At 55.6% G+C, this 20,012-nt stretch carries 16 protein-coding genes, 2 tRNA genes and 3 rRNA genes; all 21 read left to right on the forward strand.

What is annotated here, in order from left to right; genetic code table 11:
• Positions 1 to 24: 24 nt before the first annotated feature.
• Positions 25 to 1,041, forward strand: coding sequence for a ketol-acid reductoisomerase (ilvC, locus tag HP15_RS02655; RefSeq protein ID WP_008170689.1), 1,017 nt, complete (start codon positions 25 to 27; stop codon positions 1,039 to 1,041).
• An 89-nt stretch (positions 1,042 to 1,130) separates the two neighbouring features.
• A complete protein-coding gene (gene pssA, locus HP15_RS02660; protein ID WP_041644958.1) occupies positions 1,131 to 1,949 on the forward strand; it encodes a CDP-diacylglycerol--serine O-phosphatidyltransferase in 819 nt (272 codons plus the stop codon).
• Positions 1,950 to 2,044: 95 nt separating this feature from the next.
• Positions 2,045 to 3,019 carry a protein-methionine-sulfoxide reductase catalytic subunit MsrP gene (gene msrP, locus HP15_RS02665; RefSeq protein WP_014576080.1) on the forward strand — a complete coding sequence of 325 codons (975 nt, stop codon included), beginning with the start codon at positions 2,045 to 2,047 and terminating at the stop codon, positions 3,017 to 3,019.
• Complete coding sequence (locus HP15_RS02670) at positions 3,019 to 3,642, forward strand: protein-methionine-sulfoxide reductase heme-binding subunit MsrQ (protein WP_014576081.1); 624 nt, start codon at positions 3,019 to 3,021, stop codon at positions 3,640 to 3,642. Before msrP ends, HP15_RS02670 begins: the two co-directional genes overlap by 1 nt.
• A 419-nt stretch (positions 3,643 to 4,061) precedes the next feature.
• A 16S ribosomal RNA gene (locus HP15_RS02675) occupies positions 4,062 to 5,601 on the forward strand.
• A gap of 91 nt (positions 5,602 to 5,692) precedes the next feature.
• Positions 5,693 to 5,769, forward strand: a tRNA-Ile gene (locus HP15_RS02680).
• Between the two features lie 122 nt (positions 5,770 to 5,891).
• Positions 5,892 to 5,967: transfer RNA gene (locus tag HP15_RS02685), tRNA-Ala, on the forward strand.
• Between the two features lie 340 nt (positions 5,968 to 6,307).
• Positions 6,308 to 9,199, forward strand: a 23S ribosomal RNA gene (locus tag HP15_RS02690).
• Between the two features lie 99 nt (positions 9,200 to 9,298).
• Positions 9,299 to 9,413, forward strand: a 5S ribosomal RNA gene (gene rrf, locus HP15_RS02695).
• Together the 16S, 23S and 5S rRNA genes with 2 tRNA genes alongside form the textbook arrangement of a ribosomal RNA operon.
• 129 nt (positions 9,414 to 9,542) lie before the next feature.
• On the forward strand, positions 9,543 to 11,093 hold the full coding sequence (locus tag HP15_RS02700) for a 2-isopropylmalate synthase (protein WP_014576083.1): 1,551 nt from the start codon (positions 9,543 to 9,545) through the stop codon (positions 11,091 to 11,093).
• A gap of 36 nt (positions 11,094 to 11,129) precedes the next feature.
• Positions 11,130 to 11,942, forward strand: a complete 813-nt coding sequence (locus HP15_RS02705; protein WP_041644959.1) for a 2-isopropylmalate synthase — start codon at positions 11,130 to 11,132, stop codon at positions 11,940 to 11,942.
• Positions 11,942 to 12,427, forward strand: coding sequence for a ribosomal protein S18-alanine N-acetyltransferase (rimI, locus tag HP15_RS02710; protein ID WP_014576085.1), 486 nt, complete (start codon positions 11,942 to 11,944; stop codon positions 12,425 to 12,427). Before HP15_RS02705 ends, rimI begins: the two co-directional genes overlap by 1 nt.
• Positions 12,428 to 12,515: 88 nt before the next feature.
• Positions 12,516 to 14,096: a peptide chain release factor 3 gene (gene prfC / locus HP15_RS02715; protein WP_041644961.1), complete on the forward strand. Its 1,581-nt coding sequence runs from the start codon at positions 12,516 to 12,518 to the stop codon at positions 14,094 to 14,096.
• A 21-nt stretch (positions 14,097 to 14,117) separates the two neighbouring features.
• Positions 14,118 to 14,903, forward strand: a complete 786-nt coding sequence (locus HP15_RS02720) for a TatD family hydrolase (protein ID WP_014576087.1) — start codon at positions 14,118 to 14,120, stop codon at positions 14,901 to 14,903.
• 193 nt (positions 14,904 to 15,096) lie between these two features.
• Complete coding sequence (gene rplM / locus HP15_RS02725) at positions 15,097 to 15,525, forward strand: 50S ribosomal protein L13 (protein ID WP_008176556.1); 429 nt, start codon at positions 15,097 to 15,099, stop codon at positions 15,523 to 15,525.
• 12 nt (positions 15,526 to 15,537) lie between these two features.
• Positions 15,538 to 15,930 carry a 30S ribosomal protein S9 gene (gene rpsI / locus HP15_RS02730; RefSeq protein ID WP_008176554.1) on the forward strand — a complete coding sequence of 131 codons (393 nt, stop codon included), beginning with the start codon at positions 15,538 to 15,540 and terminating at the stop codon, positions 15,928 to 15,930.
• A 243-nt stretch (positions 15,931 to 16,173) separates the two neighbouring features.
• Positions 16,174 to 16,767, forward strand: a complete 594-nt coding sequence (gene petA, locus HP15_RS02735; RefSeq protein WP_014576088.1) for a ubiquinol-cytochrome c reductase iron-sulfur subunit — start codon at positions 16,174 to 16,176, stop codon at positions 16,765 to 16,767.
• Entirely contained in the window at positions 16,767 to 17,999 is a 1,233-nt protein-coding gene (locus HP15_RS02740) for a cytochrome b (RefSeq protein ID WP_014576089.1), read from the forward strand. Before petA ends, HP15_RS02740 begins: the two co-directional genes overlap by 1 nt.
• Entirely contained in the window at positions 17,999 to 18,754 is a 756-nt protein-coding gene (locus HP15_RS02745; protein ID WP_014576090.1) for a cytochrome c1, read from the forward strand. Before HP15_RS02740 ends, HP15_RS02745 begins: the two co-directional genes overlap by 1 nt.
• A gap of 108 nt (positions 18,755 to 18,862) precedes the next feature.
• On the forward strand, positions 18,863 to 19,492 hold the full coding sequence (locus tag HP15_RS02750; RefSeq protein ID WP_014576091.1) for a glutathione S-transferase N-terminal domain-containing protein: 630 nt from the start codon (positions 18,863 to 18,865) through the stop codon (positions 19,490 to 19,492).
• 59 nt (positions 19,493 to 19,551) lie between these two features.
• Positions 19,552 to 19,968 carry a ClpXP protease specificity-enhancing factor gene (locus HP15_RS02755; RefSeq protein WP_169702205.1) on the forward strand — a complete coding sequence of 139 codons (417 nt, stop codon included), beginning with the start codon at positions 19,552 to 19,554 and terminating at the stop codon, positions 19,966 to 19,968.
• The last annotated feature ends 44 nt before the right edge of the window (positions 19,969 to 20,012 follow it).

The following is a 20,012-nucleotide window of genomic DNA, read 5'->3' on the forward strand; positions in this document are numbered from 1 at the left end:
CATCACAAATAACAGAGGTTTCTCATGCAGGTTTACTACGATAAGGATTGCGATCTTTCCATCATCCAGGGCAAGAAAGTTGCCATCATTGGTTTCGGCTCCCAGGGCCACGCTCACGCGTGCAACCTGAAAGAGTCCGGGGTTGACGTGACCGTGGGCCTGCGCCCGGGTTCTTCTTCCATCGCCAAGGCGGAAGCCTATGGTCTGAAGACCAGCGACGTGCCGTCTGCCGTTGCCGCCGCCGACGTTGTCATGGTTCTGACTCCGGACGAATACCAGGCCCAGCTGTACAAGGCGGAAATCGAGCCGAATCTGCAGCAAGGCGCCACCCTGGCGTTCGCCCACGGCTTTGCTATCCACTACAACCAGATCGTTCCGCGTAAGGATCTGGACGTCATCATGATTGCTCCCAAGGCACCGGGCCACACCGTGCGCACCGAGTTCGCCAACGGCGGTGGTATTCCCGACCTGATCGCTATCTTCCAGGATTCCTCCGGCAACGCCAAGAATCTGGCTCTGTCATACGCCAGCGGTATCGGTGGCGGCCGTACCGGCATCATCGAAACCACGTTCAAGGATGAGACCGAAACTGATCTGTTCGGTGAGCAGGCCGTTCTCTGTGGTGGTACCGTGGAGCTGGTTAAAGCGGCGTTCGAAACGCTCGTGGAAGGCGGTTACGAGCCGGAAATGGCGTACTTCGAGTGTCTGCACGAGCTGAAGTTGATCGTCGATCTGATGTACGAGGGCGGTATAGCCAACATGAACTACTCCATCTCCAACAACGCGGAGTATGGCGAGTATGTGACCGGTCCCGAAATCATCAACGAGCAGTCCCGTGAAGCGATGCGTAACGCACTGAAGCGCATCCAGAGCGGCGAGTACGCCAAGATGTTTATCTCTGAAGGCGCTCTGAACTATCCGTCCATGACGGCGCGTCGTCGTCAGAACGCTGCCCACGAAATCGAAGTGGTTGGTGAAAAACTGCGCGGCATGATGCCCTGGATCTCCGCGAACAAGATTGTGGATAAGGACAAAAACTAAGCGGAATTCCGCCTGGTTTTGAAAAACGCGGCCCGGGTGGCCGCGTTTTTCGTATATACTCCGCCCAAACGCTTTCCGGAGTAATGGGAATGACTGAAGAAAGAAAATCCGCCGACGGCAAGCAGAACCCGGACTATGAAGTCGAGGCCGGGGAAGTGGTTGAAGAAGAGCTGGTAGGAGGTGCGCCCGTGCGCCGCAAGGGGATATACCTGCTTCCCAATGCGCTCACTACCGCTTCGCTGTTCTCAGGTTTTTACGCCATTGTTTCTGCCGCCAACGGCGTCTTTGACAATGCCGCCATCGCTATTTTTGTGTCGATGATTCTGGACGGTCTCGACGGCCGGGTCGCCCGGATGACCAATACCCAGAGTAAATTCGGTGAGGAGTACGACAGTCTGGCCGACATGGTGGCCTTCGGCGTCGCTCCCGGGCTGGTAGCCTTTTTCTGGTCACTGAACGCCTTCGACAAGGTTGGTTGGGCCATCACCTTTATCTACGTGGCTGGCGCCGCTTTGCGCCTGGCACGCTTCAATACCCAGATTGGCTCGGTCGATAAGAAATTCTTTGTCGGCTTGCCGAGTCCGGCTGCGGCTGCCTGTGTCGCGGGCCTGGTCTGGTGTTTCCATCTTTTCGAACCGTCTACCTGGCTCACCTTGTTGACCATGTTTGTGGTCGGAGGTGCCGGTGTTTTGATGGTGAGCAATATTCTGTACCGCAGTTTCAAGGATCTGGACCTGCGTGGCCGTGTACCGTTTGCCGCCATTCTGCTTGTGGTGCTGGTTTTTGTAGTGATCGCGCTGGATCCTGCAACCGTATTGTTTACTGGATTTCTGATATACGCGTTGTCCGGCCCTGTTCGTGCGCTTTTCCGTGGCAAGCCACGGAAAGCTCCAGGCGCCGCTGACTGAGCACCCCTTCCGGGCCTCCTCAGTGAGGTCCGGGAATTTTCAATACAGTCTCCGGTCAACGCCTTTGCTGGCTGATGCCCCGACGGAGACTTTCCATGCTCATCAAGAAACGCCCTTCCTGGGCTTTGCCTCATTCTGAAGTTACGCCCGAGTCTGTTTACCTGAACCGCCGTCAATTTATGTCCGGCACCCTGGCTGTGGCCGCTGGCCTTTCAGTGCCCGGTCTGTTGTCGGCAGCGAAGCTTCCTGTCCCGGGAGAAGCGCTGGATTTTGTTCCGATGCCCGGCTTTTCCACCGACGAGGAAAAAACCCCTTTTGAGGATGTAACCCGCTACAACAACTTTTACGAGTTCGGCACTGGAAAAGGGGATCCGGCGAAGTACGCCGATGAGATGACCGTTGATCCCTGGTCCGTGGTTGTTGAAGGCGAATGTGATCGGCCCGGTGCGTATGCGTTGGAAGATCTGCTGAAACCTCACGAGTATCAGGAACGGGTGTATCGGCTTCGTTGTGTCGAGGCCTGGTCGATGGTGATTCCCTGGATCGGGATCCCCTTGGTCGACATTCTTAAGCGGCTCGAACCGACTTCCAGGGCGAAGTACGTCTATTTCGAGACCCTCTATGATCCGGACCAGATGCGAGGTCAGCGCTCGCTGTTCAGCACCATCGACTGGCCTTATCAGGAAGGTCTTCGCATGGACGAGGCAATGAACGAGTTAAGCTTCCTGGCTGTTGGGCTCTACGGCAAGACCATGCCAAATCAGAATGGCGCGCCTATCCGGCTTGTCGTGCCCTGGAAGTACGGTTTCAAGAGCATCAAGTCGATCGTCAAGATTCGCTTTCAGGAGGAGCGCCCCAAGACTACCTGGGAAATGCTTGCGCCCCAGGAGTATGGCTTCTATGCCAACGTGAACCCTGAAGTTGACCATCCGAGGTGGAGCCAGAAGCGGGAGCGCAGGCTGCCCTCTGGCTTGCTCTCTCCCAACTACATGGAAACCGTCAAGTTCAATGGCTATGGAGAACAGGTTGCCGATCTGTACAAGGGCATGGATTTGAGCAAGTTCTATTGATGAACGAGAAGCGTGTGCTGAACCAACCGGGGTTTGTGCTGGCGTTTCGCCTGCTGGTAGCGCTGCTCGCCAGCGTTCCCCTGTTGGTGCTGATTGCCAGCATTGCCAGCCAGTCCCTCGGCCCGGATCCCGGGCAAGAAGTAACAGAGTCGCTGGGCATCGCGGCATTTCAGTTATTGATTGCTACCTTATGCATGACACCGCTCAAGCGTTGGACAGGGTGGGGAGCGTGGATTCGGGTCCGCCGGATGCTTGGCCTGTTTGCGTTCTTTTATGCGGTGTTGCATGTATTGGCGTTTTTGCAGTTCATTCTTGGCTGGAGCGATCTATGGGCCACGTTCACCAAGCGGCCATATATCCTGGCGGGGGCGGTGTCTTTCCTTATGCTTGTGCCACTGGCGTTAACCTCAACAAAGGGGATGATGAGGCGGATGGGCCGGCAATGGAAAGGCTTGCATAAGCTGGTGTACCCGATTGCGATAGCGGCATGGGTTCATTTCATCTGGCAGTCCCGCAGTGACGTTGGAGAAATGGTGGTGTACGGCCTGATAATTGCAGTTCTGCTGGCGCTTCGTTGGAAATGGAGCGGGAGTCGCGCGCTGATTCCGTTTGTCAGAGGCTGATTTTGAGTAAAAAGAGTACGATCTGATCACTGACTGATCAGGCGGATACGTGGAAACCGATACCGCTATAAATTAATTCAAAAACCTCGTTGACAGTTTTCCTGACGCCTGTAGAATGCGCACCACTTCTGAGGGACAAGCCACTCACAGCGGTTTTCCGATCAGAAGTAACCGTCTGAAAGTACTGAAGAAAATGAGTTTTATAATTCTTCAGATTAACGGTTGACAAGGTGGCGTAACGATGTAGAATACGCGGCCTTGATTGAGCAACAGCTCAAACGCTCTTTAAAAAGTTGACCAAGTAATTCGTGTGGGCGCTGGCCGAGGTATTTCGGATATGAAATATCAGGACAGTGACTCGTCGAAATTGAGTTTTGTCTTGAGCAAGAATAGAGAATCTTCGGATTCTTGTATGATTTAAACTGAAGAGTTTGATCATGGCTCAGATTGAACGCTGGCGGCAGGCTTAACACATGCAAGTCGAGCGGTAACAGGGGGTGCTTGCACCCCGCTGACGAGCGGCGGACGGGTGAGTAATGCATAGGAAACTGCCCAGTAGTGGGGGATAGCCCGGGGAAACCCGGATTAATACCGCGTACGCCCTTCGGGGGAAAGCAGGGGATCTTCGGACCTTGCGCTATTGGATGTGCCTATGTCGGATTAGCTAGTTGGTGGGGTAAAGGCCTACCAAGGCGACGATCCGTAGCTGGTCTGAGAGGATGATCAGCCACATCGGGACTGAGACACGGCCCGAACTCCTACGGGAGGCAGCAGTGGGGAATATTGGACAATGGGGGCAACCCTGATCCAGCCATGCCGCGTGTGTGAAGAAGGCTTTCGGGTTGTAAAGCACTTTCAGTGAGGAGGAAAACTCTGCGACTAATACTCGTAGGGCTTGACGTTACTCACAGAAGAAGCACCGGCTAACTCCGTGCCAGCAGCCGCGGTAATACGGAGGGTGCAAGCGTTAATCGGAATTACTGGGCGTAAAGCGCGCGTAGGTGGTTTGATAAGCGAGATGTGAAAGCCCCGGGCTTAACCTGGGAACGGCATTTCGAACTGTCAGGCTAGAGTATGGTAGAGGGTAGTGGAATTTCCTGTGTAGCGGTGAAATGCGTAGATATAGGAAGGAACACCAGTGGCGAAGGCGGCTACCTGGACCAATACTGACACTGAGGTGCGAAAGCGTGGGGAGCAAACAGGATTAGATACCCTGGTAGTCCACGCCGTAAACGATGTCTACTAGCCGTTGGGACTCTTGAAGTCTTAGTGGCGCAGCTAACGCACTAAGTAGACCGCCTGGGGAGTACGGCCGCAAGGTTAAAACTCAAATGAATTGACGGGGGCCCGCACAAGCGGTGGAGCATGTGGTTTAATTCGACGCAACGCGAAGAACCTTACCTGGCCTTGACATGCAGAGAACTTTCCAGAGATGGATTGGTGCCTTCGGGAACTCTGACACAGGTGCTGCATGGCCGTCGTCAGCTCGTGTCGTGAGATGTTGGGTTAAGTCCCGTAACGAGCGCAACCCCTATCCCTAGTTGCTAGCAGTTCGGCTGAGAACTCTAGGGAGACTGCCGGTGACAAACCGGAGGAAGGTGGGGATGACGTCAGGTCATCATGGCCCTTACGGCCAGGGCTACACACGTGCTACAATGGTGCGCACAGAGGGCTGCAAACCCGCGAGGGGGAGCCAATCTCACAAAACGCATCGTAGTCCGGATCGCAGTCTGCAACTCGACTGCGTGAAGTCGGAATCGCTAGTAATCGTGAATCAGAATGTCACGGTGAATACGTTCCCGGGCCTTGTACACACCGCCCGTCACACCATGGGAGTGGATTGCACCAGAAGTGGTTAGTCTAACCTTCGGGAGGACGATCACCACGGTGTGGTTCATGACTGGGGTGAAGTCGTAACAAGGTAGCCGTAGGGGAACCTGCGGCTGGATCACCTCCTTAAACGAAGCCGAATGCTTCGGTCAGAGTCCACACGAATTACTTGGTTAGCTGAATAAAGAGAGCAGATGGGTCGTTGCAGGCCCGTGTTTTTGGGTCTGTAGCTCAGGTGGTTAGAGCGCACCCCTGATAAGGGTGAGGTCGGTGGTTCAAGTCCACCCAGACCCACCAGAATTGCGTGGCTCGTCGTTGCTTCCAAGCTCACGTGCGACTCGCACGCTACGCTTGCAAGCGCCTAGATCCACACAATTCTATAGCTAAGGTTAAACGACCTGGCTTGTGTGGAAGATCGAGGGGCCATAGCTCAGCTGGGAGAGCGCCTGCCTTGCACGCAGGAGGTCGGCGGTTCGATCCCGCCTGGCTCCACCAAAAGCCTGAACGATCGATGCTTACATAACTGACTAACTTCGGTTAGCAGTGTACAGAAACAAGCTTTTCAGTTGTGTGACTCGATTAAGAGTTGTAGCTGAAGATCTTCTTTCTGATCACTGGGTCAGATTTGCTCTTTAACAAATTGGACGAGATAGAACACGATTGATGAATTCCATTATCTCCGGAATTCATTAATCAGAGTGATAACGATTTCAAGCGTTATCCGGTGTTGTCGTTGAAGTGGTTGTTATATCGCTTCAAGGAACTGTCTCCACTTATTGATGCCCTGGTTTACCAGGTTGTCGATGAATGGAACACAGTTGTCTTGGGGTTATATAGTCAAGCAACTAAGCGCATACGGTGGATGCCTTGGCAGTCAGAGGCGATGAAAGACGTGGAAGCCTGCGATAAGGTTCGGGGAGCTGGCAAACAAGCTGTGATCCGGGCATTTCTGAATGGGGAAACCCACCGACTTTCGGGTCGGTATCTTGCACTGAATACATAGGTGTAAGAGGCGAACCGGGGGAACTGAAACATCTAAGTACCCCGAGGAAAAGAAATCAACCGAGATTCCCTAAGTAGCGGCGAGCGAACGGGGACTAGCCCTTAAGCTAGACAACTGGTAGGAGAAGGCTCTGGAAAGTGCCGCCATAGTGGGTGATAGCCCCGTATCCGAAACCTGAGTCTGGTGAAATCGAGTAGGACGGGACACGTGATATCCTGTCTGAACATGGGGGGACCATCCTCCAAGGCTAAATACTCCTGACTGACCGATAGTGAACCAGTACCGTGAGGGAAAGGCGAAAAGAACCCCTGTGAGGGGAGTGAAATAGATCCTGAAACCGTATGCGTACAAGCAGTCGGAGCGGACTTGTTCCGTGACGGCGTACCTTTTGTATAATGGGTCAGCGACTTATGTTCAGTGGCGAGGTTAACCGTTTAGGGGAGCCGTAGGGAAACCGAGTCTGAATAGGGCGATTTAGTCGCTGGGCATAGACCCGAAACCGGGCGATCTATCCATGAGCAGGTTGAAGGTGCCGTAACAGGCACTGGAGGACCGAACCCACTGTCGTTGAAAAGCCAGGGGATGACTTGTGGATCGGAGTGAAAGGCTAATCAAGCCCGGAGATAGCTGGTTCTCCCCGAAAGCTATTTAGGTAGCGCCTCGGACGAATACCACAGGGGGTAGAGCACTGTTTCGGCTAGGGGGTCATCCCGACTTACCAACCCGATGCAAACTCCGAATACCTGTGAGTACTATCCGGGAGACACACGGCGGGTGCTAACGTCCGTCGTGAAGAGGGAAACAACCCAGACCGCCAGCTAAGGTCCCCAAGTACCAGTTAAGTGGGAAACGATGTGGGAAGGCTCAGACAGCTAGGAGGTTGGCTTAGAAGCAGCCATCCTTTAAAGAAAGCGTAATAGCTCACTAGTCGAGTCGGCCTGCGCGGAAGATGTAACGGGGCTCAAACTGGTCACCGAAGCTGCGGCTGCATACTTTGTATGCGGGGTAGGGGAGCGTTCTGTAAGCCTGCGAAGGTGTGTTGAGAAGCATGCTGGAGGTATCAGAAGTGCGAATGCTGACATGAGTAACGACAATGCGGGTGAAAAACCCGCACGCCGGAAGACCAAGGGTTCCTGCGCAACGCTAATCGGCGCAGGGTGAGTCGGCCCCTAAGGCGAGACCGAAAGGTGTAGTCGATGGGAAACGGGTTAATATTCCCGTACCTTGGATAGCTGCGATGGAGAGACGGAGAAGGCTAGGTGAGCCGGGCGACGGTTGTCCCGGTTTAAGCGAGTAGGGAGTGGACTTAGGCAAATCCGGGTCCACAATCTCGAGACGCGACGACGACTGCTCTTAGAGCGGGAAGTCATTGATGCCATGCTTCCAGGAAAATCTTCTAAGCTTCAGGCTATTCGAGACCGTACCCCAAACCGACACAGGTGGTCAGGTAGAGAATACCAAGGCGCTTGAGAGAACTCGGGTAAAGGAACTAGGCAAAATGGTGCCGTAACTTCGGGAGAAGGCACGCTGGTGGTAAGTGAAATCCCTGCGGGTGGAGCTGAAGCCAGTCGAAGATACCAGGCCCCTGCGACTGTTTATTAAAAACACAGCACTGTGCAAACACGAAAGTGGACGTATACGGTGTGACGCCTGCCCGGTGCCGGAAGGTTAATTGATGGGGTTAGCGCTTGCGCGAAGCTCTTGATCGAAGCCCCGGTAAACGGCGGCCGTAACTATAACGGTCCTAAGGTAGCGAAATTCCTTGTCGGGTAAGTTCCGACCTGCACGAATGGCGTAACGATGGGGGCGCTGTCTCTACCCGAGACTCAGTGAAATTGAAATCGCCGTGAAGATGCGGTGTATCCGCGGCTAGACGGAAAGACCCCGTGAACCTTTACTATAGCTTCACAGTGAACTTTGAGCATGTTTGTGTAGGATAGCTGGGAGGCTTTGAAGTGGGAACGCCAGTTCTCATGGAGCCAACCTTGAAATACCAGCCTGACATGTTTGAGGTTCTAACTTGGTCCCCTTATCGGGGATGAGGACACTGTGTGGTGGGTAGTTTGACTGGGGCGGTCTCCTCCCAAAGCGTAACGGAGGAGCACAAAGGTGGGCTAAGCATGGTCGGACATCATGCGGTTAGTGTAATGGCACAAGCCCGCTTAACTGCGAGACAGACACGTCGAGCAGGTACGAAAGTAGGTCATAGTGATCCGGTGGTTCTGTATGGAAGGGCCATCGCTCAACGGATAAAAGGTACTCCGGGGATAACAGGCTGATACCGCCCAAGAGTTCACATCGACGGCGGTGTTTGGCACCTCGATGTCGGCTCATCACATCCTGGGGCTGAAGCCGGTCCCAAGGGTATGGCTGTTCGCCATTTAAAGTGGTACGCGAGCTGGGTTTAGAACGTCGTGAGACAGTTCGGTCCCTATCTGCCGTGGACGTTGGAGATTTGAGGAAAGCTGCTCCTAGTACGAGAGGACCGGAGTGGACGAACCTCTGGTGTTCGGGTTGTGACGCCAGTCGCATTGCCCGGTAGCTATGTTCGGACAGGATAACCGCTGAAAGCATCTAAGCGGGAAGCCCCTTCCAAGATGAGATCTCCCTGGACCCTCGAGGTCCCTGAAGAGCCGTTCAAGACCAGGACGTTGATAGGTCGGGTGTGTAAGCGCTGCGAGGCGTTGAGCTAACCGATACTAATTGCTCGTGCGGCTTGACTATATAACACCCAAGACAATTGCGGATAACGCAGAGCCTAACCGCTCAATCGAAATCAACATCACTCAGTTCCTTCTCGTCCCCCAGTGATCAACCGTTTTGCCTGACGACCATAGCGGTCTGGAACCACCTGATCCCATCCCGAACTCAGAAGTGAAACAGACCAGCGCCGATGGTAGTGTGGCGTTGCCCATGTGAGAGTAGGTCATCGTCAGGCGCCTAATACCAAAACCCCAGCATCCTTGATGCTGGGGTTTTTTATTGCCTGAAATTCACGGCCTCACTCACGGCAGGCCGGTGATATACTCTCCCCATAACGAACGACATCTCAGAATGGAGCCTGCCAATGCCTGCCACTGATCACCTGGTTATCTTCGATACAACGCTCCGTGATGGCGAGCAAAGCCCCGGTGCCACCATGAACAAAGCCGAGAAGCTCCGCATTGCGAAAGCGCTGGAAAAGCTCCGGGTGGATGTTATTGAGGCAGGATTCGCGATTGCCAGCCAGGGCGATTTCGAGGCGGTGAAAGCGATCGCCGAGTCCATCAAGGACTCAACGATCTGCAGTCTAGCCCGGGCGCTCGACAAGGATATCGATCGCGCGGCAGAAGCTATCCGGCCGGCACAGCGCGGGCGTATTCATACGTTTATAGCCACGTCGCCCATTCACATGAAGCACAAGCTGCAGATGCAGCCGGATGAAGTGATTGAGCAGGCGGTTCGCTCAGTGAAACGTGCGCGGAGTCATGTCGACGACGTCGAATTCTCCTGCGAGGACGCCGGACGTTCCGAACTGGACTTCCTCTGCCGGATCATCGAGGCCGCCATCGATGCCGGTGCCAGCACGATCAATATCCCGGATACGGTCGGTTATGCCATTCCCGAGCAGTTCGGTGAAACCATCCGTCAGTTGTTGAACCGGATTCCAAACGCGGACAAGGCCATTTTTTCGGTGCATTGCCACAACGACCTGGGACTGGCTGTGTCGAACTCCCTGGCGGCGGTTTCCCAGGGAGCCCGTCAGGTAGAGTGCACCATCAATGGGCTGGGTGAGCGGGCCGGTAACGCGGCGCTCGAAGAAATTGTCATGGCGGTTCGTACCCGCCAGGATCTGTTCCATATCGATACCCGCATTGATGCCCAGCACATCGTGCCGGCGTCTCGTCTTGTTTCTACAATCACCGGTTTTCCGGTACAGCCCAACAAGGCTATCGTCGGCGCCAATGCCTTTGCCCATGAATCCGGGATACACCAGGATGGGGTTCTGAAGCACCGGGAGACCTATGAGATCATGCGGGCGCAGGACGTTGGTTGGCATACCAACAGCCTCGTCCTGGGCAAACACTCCGGTCGGAACGCCTTCCGTACCCGATTGCTGGAGCTCGGAATTCAGTTTGAGACCGAGACGGAGCTGAATGAGGCCTTTACACGGTTCAAGGCGCTGGCAGATCTGAAACATGAGATTTTCGATGAGGATCTTCAGGCGATTGCCAGCGATACCCGGCAGAAAGAGGAAGACGGCCGTTATGGCCTGGTCTGTATGCAGGTCTGCTCGGAGACCGGAGTCGTGCCCAAAGCCAATCTCACGCTGAGCGTAGACGGCAAAGAGCACAAGGTTGAAGCCGAGGGCAGCGGGCCGGTCGATGCCACGTTCAAGGCAATCGAATCTCTGGTGGATTCGGGCTGCAATCTCCAGCTGTATTCCGTAAACAACATTACCAGCGGCACCGATGCCCAGGGCGAGGTGACGGTACGCCTGGAGCGCGGTGGCCGCATCGTTAACGGCGTGGGTGCTGATACTGATATCATCATCGCGTCCGCCAAGGCTTACATTGAGGCCCTGAACCTGATCAGCAAGGGCGGAATTCGACAGCATCCCCAGGTCGCGGATGTGTGAGAATGGTTATTCGGTGAGTCGCGACAGGCGAAGGTAATGATTGGATCGGAAGCAGAGCGTCAGTTTTATCTGGGAGCAGCGGGGATACGCATGTGGTATGCCCGGCAACCGTTGCCCGGCGCGGCGCCAAGCCCGGATTTTGAGTTTCCCGAGGAGAGTCAGGTTCCGGAGCCAATGCCTGGAACTTCTGAAACCATACCCAGTCCGGCAAGAGATGCCGGTCGCCCTGCGCCGCGTAAACCGACGGGCCCAGGTAGAACCGAAGGCGTGGCCCGAATAGCGGATCTTCAGGCCTTGATGGAAGGTGAGGCTGTCGCGCCAGGCAACGCCTCCCGACAGCCTCCCCAATCGCCTGCCGTGTCGGATGACGCTGCGAACTCTCCGGAGCCCGCAGCGCCAGAGGAGATGTCAGAGCAGCCTGCCGGGATTCCCTCTGAAAGCGTTAACGTCATGATCTGGGCGGGAAAAAGGGCGGTACTGATCGGAGGCATGTCTGCGGATGCCAGCAGTCGACTGCAGGAAACCCTCGCACTGAATATTCTCAAGAGCCTTGGTGAGGAGCGGCCTCAAGTGCTCGGGCAAGTCTCCTGGCCTATCTTCAACAATCTGTTGGTGCCCGGGAACTCCGGCCATGACTTTGTTGAGGTGATGCGCAGTGTTCTGTCGGGCCTGGAACGTCAGCAGGTTGTCGTCTTGCAGGGTGGAGAGGATGCAGAAAAAAGCTGGCTGAGCGAAGCCCTTGGACACGACGCAGCAGTCCGGTTTCCGCACACCCTTGCTGAGATTGCCGGCAACCCGACATTGAAGCGCTCCCTGTGGCAACAGATACGGCCTCTGGTCGCCCGTTAATGCCTTATCCGGAAACCTACCGAAAAGTTCTTGATGCCGATCTTATTGTGCGCCCCCTGGTGCCCGAGGATGTCCCGGATGTGCTCGATATAGAGCGCCAGGGTTATTCGCACCCCTGGAGCGAATCGGTGTTTCTGGATTGTTTCAAGGACAACTACCGGCTCTGGGGTGCCTGCCATGGGGGCAAACTCACCGCGTACGCTGTCGTGGCCTACATGGTTGATGAAGCGCATTTGCTGAATATCTGCGTCCACCCGAGAGCCCGCGGTGAGGGGGTGGGGCGCTATCTTCTGAGGCATGTTCTGGCAACCGCAGCTCATGAAGGTATGGCTCAGCTGTTGCTCGAAGTCAGGGACAGCAATCATGCCGCTATCGCGTTGTACCAGAATGAAGGCTTTCACGAGATCGGCCAGCGCCCCGGGTATTATCCGTCTGCCAGTGGGCGGGAGGATGCCCGGGTCCTGATGCTTGCCCTCGGCCAGTGATCACTGCAGTGCGAGTTAGCGTCACAGCGGCATAGGGCCTATAATGGCCGCCTTTTCCAGAACTTCAGATTCAGGTTGCTTTTCGATTATGTCTAACCTTTCCCAGGAAGTGGCCAAGCGCCGCACCTTCGCCATTATCTCGCACCCGGATGCCGGTAAGACCACGATTACCGAGAAGGTGCTTTTGTTCGGGCAGGCAATCCAGAAGGCCGGTACCGTCAAGGGAAAGAAGTCTGGCCAGCATGCCAAGTCCGACTGGATGGAAATGGAGAAAGAGCGGGGTATTTCGGTAACCACCTCCGTCATGCAGTTTCCTTATGGTGGCAAGCTGGTAAACCTGCTGGATACGCCGGGCCACGAAGACTTCTCGGAAGACACCTACCGCACGCTCACGGCGGTGGACTCCTGTCTGATGGTTATTGACAGCGCCAAGGGTGTCGAGGAACGGACCATCAAGCTGATGGAGGTTACCCGGCTGCGGGATACGCCGATTATCACGTTCATGAACAAGCTGGATCGGGACACCCGGGATCCGGTGGAGCTGATGGACGAGGTTGAGGAAGTTCTGAAAATTGCCTGTGCACCGATCACCTGGCCCATCGGTATGGGCAAGAGCTTCAAAGGGGTTTATCACCTGCTTCGGGACGAGGTTATTCTGTATCAGTCCGGCCAGGGCCATATGATTCAGGACAGGCGCGTTATCTCCGGGCTGGACAATCCCGAGCTTGATCAGGCGATTGGCGCTTACGCCGGCGATCTGCGTGATGAAATTGAGCTGGTCAAAGGCGCGTCCCACGAGTTTGACCAGGAAGCTTTTCTTGCCGGTGAACTGACGCCAGTCTTCTTTGGTACCGCACTGGGTAACTTCGGCGTGGACCACATGCTCGATGGTCTGGTGGAGTGGGCCCCGGCGCCGCAACCGCGGGAAACCGACCAGAGACTGGTCCAGCCGGCCGAGGACGGGTTCTCGGGCTTCGTATTCAAGATTCAGGCAAATATGGACCCACAGCATCGTGACCGTGTTGCCTTCCTCCGCATTGTCTCCGGCAGTTACAACCAGGGTATGAAGGCCCGCCATGTCCGTATTGGCAAGGAAGTGCGGTTTTCCGACGCGCTGACGTTCATGGCCGGCGACCGCGAACACGCCGAGCAGGCGTTTGCCGGCGATATTATCGGCCTGCACAACCATGGCACCATTCAGTTGGGTGATACCTTTACCGCCGGCGACGACATGAAGTTCACCGGCATCCCCAACTTTGCGCCAGAATTGTTCCGCCGGATTCGCCTGAAGGATCCCCTCAAGGCCAAGCAGCTCCAGAAAGGGCTGATCCAGCTGTCCGAAGAGGGTGCCGTGCAGGTGTTCAGGCCGCTTCGGAATAACGATCTCATCGTCGGGGCGGTCGGTGTGCTGCAGTTCGATGTGGTGGTCAGTCGCCTGAAAAGCGAATACAAGGTGGAGGCCATCTACGAGCCAATTAACGTGGCTACTGCGCGGTGGGTCACTTGCAGCGATGAGCGCAAGCTTGACGAGTTCCAGCGCAAGAACAACGACAACCTGGCCCTTGATGGGAGTGACAGGCTGGCCTACATTGCTCCGACCATGGTCAACCTGAACCTGGCTCAGGAGCGGTATCCGGACATCCAGTTCCACAAGACCCGGGAGCATTAACGGTTCCGGGCGGAGGTGACTGTGCAGTTGATCGACGCCCATTGCCATTTCGATTTTCCCCAGTTCGATGGCCGCCGCGATAAAGAGCTTGAGCAGGGCCGATCGCGCGGACTCCGGGGGCTGGTGATACCCGGTGTCCGGCGAGCGGACTGGGACCGCGTCCGCGAGACGGCGCTGGCTCATGATGGTCTGTTTTACTGTCTCGGCATTCACCCCTGGCTTGTGGAAGAGCACTCGGAGGCAGACTTGGTCGAGCTTAGGTGGCGGCTGGAGGGTCGTCCCGACCGCTGTGTGGCAATCGGTGAATGCGGACTCGATCGAATCCGGGGAAGTCTCGAAGCGCAGTGGCCCTGGTTTGAAGCCCAGGTGGCGCTGGCTGACGAACTGAATCTGCCGCTGGTGATCCACTCCGTCAAGACCCATGACGAAGTTCACGGTGTGCTCAATCGTCGCCAGTGGCAGGGTCGAGCCCTGATTCACGGATTTAGCGGAAGCTTTCAGCAGGCCGCAAAGCTGGTCGATCTTGGGTGCTTTATCGGGGTAGGGGGCGTGATCACCCATCCCAGGGCCCGAAAGACCCGCGACGCAGTCGCAAAATTGCCACTGGAGGCGCTGGTGCTTGAGACAGACGCCCCGGACATGGCGCCGGAAGGCGTGCCACAGGGAGAGAACTCCCCACGCTATCTGCCGGATATTCTGGACGCGCTCGCGGAGCTCCGTGGCACGTCGCCGGAGCATCTGGCGCCGGCGCTTCTGGATAACGTGTCGCGGCTGTACGGTTGGGCGACTGCCGGTATAGGGGAATAACGAAACGAATCCACACAGGGTTGGCTTTCCTGGGTGGTTCGAGTATACTTCGCGCCCTGGCTTTTCAAGGCGATGTCATTATCTCAGCCCCGAATGATGGCAACGCAACACAGGTATGGAACCCCCTCCGGATGCCTTGCATTTACCGGCGGTGGTTTTTAACGTTTCTTATATAGCGTTCAAGGCGGAATCAATGAAGACTCTGAGTGCGAAACCAGAAACAGTAAAACGTGACTGGTACGTTGTAGACGCAGCCGGCAAGACGCTGGGTCGTCTGTCAACCGAAATCGCCCTTCGTCTGCGGGGCAAGCATAAGCCTGAGTACACCCCCCACGTAGACACTGGCGATTACATTGTAGTGATCAACGCCAGCCAGGTGCGGGTTACCGGCAAGAAAGCATCTGACAAGATGTACTACAGTCATACCGGCTTTCCGGGTGGAATCAAATCCATCAACTTCGAGAAGCTGGTCGACAAGGCACCCGAGCAAATCATCCAGAAGTCTGTCAAAGGCATGCTTCCGAAGGGACCGCTCGGTCGCGCCATGTTCAAGAAGCTGAAAATCTATGCCGGCGCTGAGCACCCTCACGCAGCCCAGCAGCCCAAAGAACTCGACATTTAACGGAAGGCGGATATGTCTGTAGCACAAAATTACGGTACTGGTCGCCGCAAGACATCCACGGCTCGGGTTTTTATCAAGCCGGGAAGCGGTAACATCTCCATCAACGGTCGCACCATCGAAGATTTCTTCGGTCGCGAGACCCTGCGCATGATCGTTCGTCAGCCCCTCGTGGTTGCCGAGTCTACCGATCGTTTTGATATCAACATTACCGTTAAGGGTGGTGGTATCAGTGGCCAGGCCGGCGCAATTCGCCACGGTCTGACCCGCGCTCTGATGGATTACGACGAAACTCTGCGCCCGGCGCTGCGTAAAGCGGGTTATGTCACCCGTGATGCACGTGAAGTTGAGCGTAAGAAAGTGGGTCTGCGCAAGGCGCGTAAGCGTCCTCAGTACTCCAAGCGTTAATTCCGCTGGAGCAGATCCTGGAAAACCCGGCCCTTTTCGGTCGGGTTTTTTTATGTTCCAGTGATTTGTCAGCAAATTGATCTGGAACAGGGATGGAGCGCCAGTGGCGGCTTTCCGACTTGTAAGCCCTTGGTAATTTCATTACCATTTGGGCGCTTATATTTTTGGGTTGTGAAGTCCTTTTAGATGCACATTGCCGGCTGCGTTGCGGGCTGTGACATCGCCTGATGGGAGAAAACCATAATGAGTAATGGCGACGTGAGCCAAGGCAGGCGCCGGTTTCTGATCGGTGCTACGTCTGTGGTGGGTGGAGTCGGCGTCGTCGGTGCGGCGGTTCCGTTCCTGGGGTCATGGAATCCCAGTGCAAAAGCGGAAGCGGCCGGTGCACCGGTAACCGTCAATATCAGCAAGATCGAGCCGGGCCAGCAGATTACTGTTGAATGGCGAGGCAAGCCGGTCTGGATCATCCGCCGTACCGAAGAAATGCGCGCAAATATCGAGAAGCTGAATGACCGGGTGAAAGATCCCCAGTCCGAAGCGCCGCAGCAGCCGCCGTATATCGATGGCATCCTGCGCTCGCTGAAGCCGGAATTTGCCGTGCTTGTAGGTCTGTGTACCCACCTTGGCTGTGTTCCATCCTATCGCCCGGAAGTTGCTCCGGCAGACCTGGGTGACGAGTGGCTGGGCGGCCTGTTCTGTCCGTGTCACGGTTCACGATACGATATGGCCGGCCGGGTTTTCGAAGCGCAGCCTGCTCCCCTGAACCTGGAGGTGCCGCCCTATCGTTACGACGATGATGTGACCCTCACGATTGGTCTTGATCCGGAGGCAGCGTAATGAGCAAGTTACTCAACTGGGTAGACGAACGGCTTCCGGTCATTGATGCCTGGAACAAGCACCTTGGCAAGTACTACGCGCCGAAAAACTTCAACCTGTGGTACTTCTTTGGTTCCCTCGCGATGCTGGTTCTCGTGAACCAGTTGGTCACGGGAATCTGGCTGACCATGAGCTACAACCCTTCGGCGGAAGGCGCATTCGCATCCGTTGAATACATCATGCGTGATGTCGAGTGGGGTTGGCTGCTGCGTTACCTGCATTCTACCGGTGCCTCGGCCTTCTTCATTGTGGTCTATCTCCACATGTTCCGGGGGTTGATGTACGGCTCCTATCAGAAGCCGCGTGAGCTGATCTGGATCTTCGGTATGCTGATCTACCTGATCCTGATGGCTGAAGCGTTCATGGGCTATCTCCTGCCGTGGGGCCAGATGTCCTACTGGGGAGCGCAGGTTATCGTTAACCTGTTCGGGGCTATCCCCGTGATCGGTGAGGACCTCTCTCTCTGGATTCGTGGTGACTACCTGATTTCAGGTATTACCCTCAACCGATTCTTCGCGCTGCACGTAGTGGCACTGCCGATCGTTCTGCTGGGCCTGGTAGTGCTTCACATCCTGGCACTGCACGAAGTGGGCTCCAACAACCCCGACGGTATCGATATCAAGAAGAACAAGGACGAAAACGGCATCCCCAAAGACGGAATTCCGTTCCATCCTTACTACACCGTGCACGATCTGCTCGGCGTGGGCGTTTTCTTCTTCATCTTCTTTATTGTTGTATTCTTCTTCCCGGAAGGTGGCGGGTTGTTCATCGAGAAGCCGAACTTCGAGCCGGCAAACCCGTTGAAAACACCGAATCATATTGCGCCCGTTTGGTACTTCACTCCGTTCTACGCAATGCTGCGTGCGGTGACGATCGACCTGTTCGGTCTTGACGCCAAGTTCTGGGGTGTTGTTGTAATGGGTGCGGCAATTGCCATCCTGTTCGTACTGCCCTGGCTGGACAAGAGCCCGGTACGGTCCATGCGTTACAAAGGCTGGCTGAGCCGTATTGCACTGGCCATCTTCGTGGTGAGCTTTGTGATCCTCGGCTACCTCGGTCTTGTACCCGCTACCGAAGGCCGCACAATGGTTGCCCAGGTTCTGACGGTGCTGTACTTCCTCTACTTTATCCTCATGCCGTTCTACACGCGCATGGAGAAAACCAAGCCAGTTCCAGAGAGGGTGACAGGATAATGAGAAAGCTGATTTTTGGTCTTTTCATCGCGGTCCTGCCAGCTCTCGGGCTGGCAGCGGGTTCAACCGTGCCGCTGGACAGCTTCGAGTCAGATCACTCTGACAAGGCATCTCTCCAGCGCGGAGCGGCAACCTTTACCAACTATTGCATGGGTTGTCATTCCATGGAGTACGCGCGCTACAAGCGTGTGGCTGAGGATCTCGAAATTCCCGATGAGCTGTATGAGGAAAACCTGATCTTCACCGGCGCCAAAATTGGCGAGCTGATGAAAAACTCCATGAACAAAGACATGGCGGCTGACTGGTTCGGTGCTCCGCCACCGGATCTTACGCTCGAAACCCGTCTGCGTGGCGAAGCGTGGGTATATTCCTACCTCCGCGGTTTCTACAAGGACGAGTCCCGTCCGCTGGGCGTTAATAACGTGGTATTCCCGAATGTCGGTATGCCCCATGTTCTGGTTGGTTTGCAGGGCCTCTGCGCCGTTGAACCGAAAATCGGAACGCCGGCCAGCGTTGAGCCGTTGAGTGGGAATATCAACAACGCGGATGCTTGCCCGGAGTACGCAATCGAAGGCAGCATGTCTGGAGCCGACTTCGACCAGGCGATGTACGACCTGACCAACTTCATGTCGTACATGGCGGATCCGGTCAAGCTCGAGCGTGAGCGTCTGGGGATCTTTGTTCTGATCTTTGTGGCCATCTTCTTCGTGTTCGCTTACCTGCTCAATCGTGAGTACTGGAAGGACGTACACTGAGAAATAGGGTATAATCCCGTCCCCTGAGTTCCAGCGGGCATAACCGGCCCGCTGGATTTTTGCGTTTTTTCAGGATCATTTCGGTTTGTTTACTCGTGAGGTAGTTCTATGGGCGTTGTGACCAAGCGGTCATCAATGACGTTTTTCTCGGATCCGGCCAGCCATTACAGCCACAGGGTGCGTATTGTTCTGGCAGAGAAGGGTGTTACCGTCGATATCGTTGATGTGGATCCGGATAACCCGCCGGCTGAACTGGCGGACCTGAACCCATACAACGCCCTGCCGACGCTGGTAGATCGTGATCTTGTGCTCTATGAGCCCAACATCATGATGGAATACCTCGACGAGCGTTTCCCGCATCCGCCTTTATTGCCGGTGTATCCTGTGGCGCGAGCCAACAGCCGTCTGATGATCCATCGGATCCAGAAAGACTGGTGTGGCCTGGTCGACCAGATTCTGGCTCAGCCGAACGCCAAGGCGTCCGACACAGCTCGCAAAGAGCTGAAGGAAAGTCTGTTGGCAACGGCGCCGCTGTTTGGTGAGATGCCATTTTTCCTGTCTGAAGAGTTCACCATTGTGGACTGTTGCATTGCTCCCATCCTGTGGCGTCTTCCGTCGCTGGGTATTGAGCTGAATGAGAAGCAGGCCAAGCCGCTGCAGAAGTACATGGAGAGCATCTTCAGTCGGGATGGCTTCAAGGCAAGCCTGTCCGATCTGGAAGAAGACATTCGCAGCTGATTTGGTAACGTTCCGCTTGCCGGAGCAGGAGAGTGGCAGTGGCTGAGAGTAAAAACACCATGACGTCCAGCCGTCCGTACCTGGTACGAGCATTCAATGAGTGGATTCTGGACAATGACTGTACCCCCTACATTGTAGTGGACGCAGGCATTCAGGGTGTGCAGGTGCCGACAGAGCATGTCGCGAACGGGCAGATTGTGCTGAATATCAGCCCGGGCGCCGTGCGCGGCCTGGTCATCGGGAATGGAGCGCTGGAATTCAGTGCCCGTTTCGGTGGCGTGCCCATGCAGGTGTTTATTCCGTTGCAGGCGGTGATGGCAATCTACGCCAAGGAAAACGGCGAGGGCATGGTCTTCGGCAGTGAGCCGGGCTCTCCCGATCCTGACGGTACCTCGAAGGAGCGCGATGGTGAGCAGGCGTCACCTGGTCAGGAGGATCGCCCCTCTGGCAGGCCTACCCTCAAGGTTGTGAAATAACGCCAGCGCACTCGTTTTGAAAAAGCCAGCTTACGCTGGCTTTT

This window comes from Marinobacter adhaerens HP15 (assembly GCF_000166295.1).
GTDB lineage: Bacteria > Pseudomonadota > Gammaproteobacteria > Pseudomonadales > Oleiphilaceae > Marinobacter > Marinobacter adhaerens.